This window comes from Pseudemcibacter sp. (assembly GCF_965661635.1).
GTDB lineage: Bacteria > Pseudomonadota > Alphaproteobacteria > Sphingomonadales > Emcibacteraceae > Pseudemcibacter.
The window spans coordinates 1-3,201 of sequence record NZ_CBFIEP010000169.1 but is presented as its reverse complement, the minus strand read 5'-3'; the positions used below and the strand labels follow the sequence as shown (position 1 = coordinate 3,201).

Genomic DNA, 3,201 nt, shown 5'->3' with positions numbered 1-3,201 from the left:
CCCCCTGAATTTGATATTTAACAACGTTAATACACCCAGCAGTGTGCTCTTCCATTCTCTTATTGAAATACTATCAACTTCACTGGCGCTTTTTATTAGTATTCTTGCTCTGGTCAGATATTATTCCAAAAAAGATGATATCATCCTCTTTATCGGCACCGGCTTTTTAGGGACATCTTTTTTTTGAAGCCTTTCACGGCATCTCTGCACACATAACCTTAACGGCCTCTTCGGTAGACGAAATTATAATACAATTCCCTTGGAGCTGGCTTGCACCAAGATACTTTCTTTCAGCATTTCTCCTATTAAGCTATGTCGCTTGGCGGTACCAAAAGAAATTATTTAAATCAGAGCTGGAAAAAGAAAAGAATTATCTCGCGATTTCAATATTCCTAACAATCGCGACATTCTTATTTTTCACTTATGCACCCATTATGCCTGAACTCTATTCATTATCCGGGCTTGCGCGTCCCCTTGAAATTATCCCGGCCATTCTCTTTGCTGTCGCTTTGCTGGGATATTATTATAAGGGTCATTGGAAAACGAACACCTTTGAATATTGTTTGGTTTTATCGCTACTTCTTAATTTTATTTGTCAATTTTTCTATATGCCATTTTCCGATGAGCTATTTGATTTAACGGCAAATATGGGTCATTACCTTAAAATTTTAAGCTATATGGCTGTCATCGTTGGTCTGCTTATCAATTTACATCAGATCTACCAGCAAGCCGAAGCAGCGAATCGAACGAAATCAGACTTCTTAAATATTATGTCTCAGGAACTCAGAAATCCGTTAACCATTATACTGGGCTATACACCATTATTAAAAACACCTGAAAAAATGCCAAAAGTAAAAGCATTGATCAATGCACTGGATAATAAGGAAATTACGAAAGCAGACTTCACAATCAAACTAGATGGCGCTTTAACAGAACTTTCAAAATACACCCTTAAAATGGATGTAGCCGGTAAGAATCTTCTTGCTTTGATTAATGACATGCTTGATCTATCAAAAATTGAAGCCGGCATGATGACGGCAAGGGGGGCCCAGATCGATTTAGATCAGGCCATAAATAAAATATGTTCCCCTTACCTAAATGATGCGAGCAAAAAGGGACTTACTCTCAACATAAGAAAAAGCAATTATACAATTTTTGCCGAAGAAGAGAAATTTACCAAAATCATTTCGATCCTCATTGACAATGCCATTAAATATTCAAACAGCGGTCTCATTCAAATTAGCAGCGACCAATTAAGAAACATGATTGAAATATCCATATCTGATACGGGCATTGGCATTGAACCTACCGCCTTAAACATCATGATCGACCATTTTTCAAAACCAACCGTTGGCAGCAATACATTTGCGGGCGATATGGGTTTAAGCCTTGCTTTGTGTCAGGCGTTAGTAGAACTCCACGGCGGCAACATCTCCGTCATAAGCGAACTCAACCGAGGCACCACCTTCACCATCACCCTTCCCGTTCCACCAGAATGATGAAGCCTTAATTAAAGGTCCCCACCTTCATCAACGTCACTTAAAATATCCGTGAAACTAATTCTATTGGATGGGTCAATGTTTTCGACCGTGTCGCTTAATGTATGCTCCGTTGACCATCTGACATCATGAAATGGCGAAGTGCGGGCGCGCCTACGGCGCTGGCCTACCATCCAATATCCGCCGTCTGTCGCGGGGCCAAATGTAATGTCACTGTCTTTTAAGACATCAAATGCATTTTCAATATGATACTTTTTAATGGAAGGAATATCACCACCAATAAGGACCAATGGTCCATCATTCACAGTATCAAAAACCCGCTGCATGCGTTGCCCCAGATCTCCGCCCTCTTGTGCGATGATAGGATATCTATCATCGAAGAAAGTACCCTTATATCCATCAGGGGAAACGCAAAGGACGGTGTTCCAATTTCCTTCACCGACACGTTTGATAAGTCCCGTCACGGTATTACGGTAAAATCGCCATGCGTGAAATTGACCGATATCACGCGCCAAACGCGTTTTAACCCGCCCCATCTGCGGCGCTTTCACGAATATGACCAAAGTTCCTTTTTGCATCTTAATAAATCTTCTTAATGGTTGCGGGATCAACACCGAGGTTATAAAGAAGCAAACAAAAGCCATTCCATATCATACGTAATAGATAACCGTATTTATTATATTTCTCCGCTGATGTGATAACCTCATCTGATCCAACAATTAATCTCGCACTGCCAATGCGTTTAATGATATCCACGTCTTCCATCAATGGCATATCCTTATAACCGCCGATATCATCATAAAGATCCTTTGATATAAAAAGTCCCTGATCGCCGTAAGGAAGTGCAAAAGCAAAGCACCGAAACCGTACCCAATATTCAAGTAACCTTGGAAAGAACCCCTGATCATCAAACCTAAGTCTAAAGGTAAATGCCTTATCAGGATCATGTTCAACATGTTTTGCCAAAACTTTCAACCAACTCTTAGGAAGCTGACTATCGCCATGCAGAAAGAATAACCACTCCCCACTGGCAAAATTGGCACCCGTCGCGAGTTGCAACCCACGTCCCGGATTGCTGTTGATTACATTTAATTCTTTAAATGAATATGTCTCCGGTCCCCCATTAACAATAATTACCCGCTCTCTAAGCTCTTGCGGGATGCTCATGACCAATCGTTCAAGACGATCATCAAATTTTAAGGTGGGTATGATGATTGATAGTTTCATATTTTGGACTTTATAAACTATTTCACCAAGATTATAGTCCCTTTATGAAAAAAACCACTGATTTGAAAATACCTAGCTTTGATATTGAACGTTCATTAGGCGCACCAGACGCAATTATTTGCGGTGTTGATGAAGTTGGGCGCGGCCCCCTCGCCGGTCCGGTGGTTACGGCTGCCGTCATCCTTGATCCCGAAAATATTCCCCACAGCTTAAACGATTCAAAAAAGTTGAATGCCAAAAAACGTGCCATTATTTCAAAAGAGATACTCGCCACCGCAGAATGCGCTTTCGGTGAAGCAAGTTTAGAAGAAATTGATGAGCTTAATATCCTGCATGCAACCATGCTCGCGATGCAGCGCGCGGTCGCAAATTTACCCCGAAAAGTAGATCATATTCTGGTAGATGGAAACCGACTTCCCCAATTCGACGCACCCGCGTCGGCCATCATAAAAGGGGACCAAAAGTCCGTTTCAAT

The 3,201-nt window shown here is 41.4% G+C and carries 5 protein-coding genes; 3 read left to right on the top strand and 2 right to left on the bottom strand.

What is annotated here, in order from left to right; all coding sequences use genetic code 11:
• Both ACTF6W_RS11235 and ACTF6W_RS11230 read left to right on the top strand, forming a co-directional pair.
• A partial coding sequence (locus ACTF6W_RS11235) for a hypothetical protein (protein WP_438994636.1) occupies positions 1–187 on the top strand: 187 nt, incomplete at its 5' end.
• Between the two features lie 13 nt (positions 188–200).
• Positions 201–1,499, top strand: coding sequence for a sensor histidine kinase (locus ACTF6W_RS11230; RefSeq protein WP_438994637.1), 1,299 nt, complete (start codon positions 201–203; stop codon positions 1,497–1,499).
• A gap of 11 nt (positions 1,500–1,510) precedes the next feature.
• On the opposite strand, the gene ACTF6W_RS11225 is transcribed toward ACTF6W_RS11230, so the two are convergent.
• Both ACTF6W_RS11225 and ACTF6W_RS11220 read right to left on the bottom strand, forming a co-directional pair.
• Positions 1,511–2,077: a TIGR04282 family arsenosugar biosynthesis glycosyltransferase gene (locus ACTF6W_RS11225; RefSeq protein ID WP_438994635.1), complete on the bottom strand. Its 567-nt coding sequence runs from the start codon at positions 2,075–2,077 to the stop codon at positions 1,511–1,513.
• Between the two features lies 1 nt (position 2,078).
• Complete coding sequence (locus tag ACTF6W_RS11220) at positions 2,079–2,726, bottom strand: TIGR04283 family arsenosugar biosynthesis glycosyltransferase (RefSeq protein WP_438994634.1); 648 nt, start codon at positions 2,724–2,726, stop codon at positions 2,079–2,081.
• A gap of 44 nt (positions 2,727–2,770) precedes the next feature.
• On the opposite strand from ACTF6W_RS11220, the gene ACTF6W_RS11215 reads away from it, so the two are divergent.
• Positions 2,771–3,201 (top strand): ribonuclease HII (locus ACTF6W_RS11215; protein ID WP_438994633.1); only part of this gene is annotated, 431 nt, incomplete at its 3' end.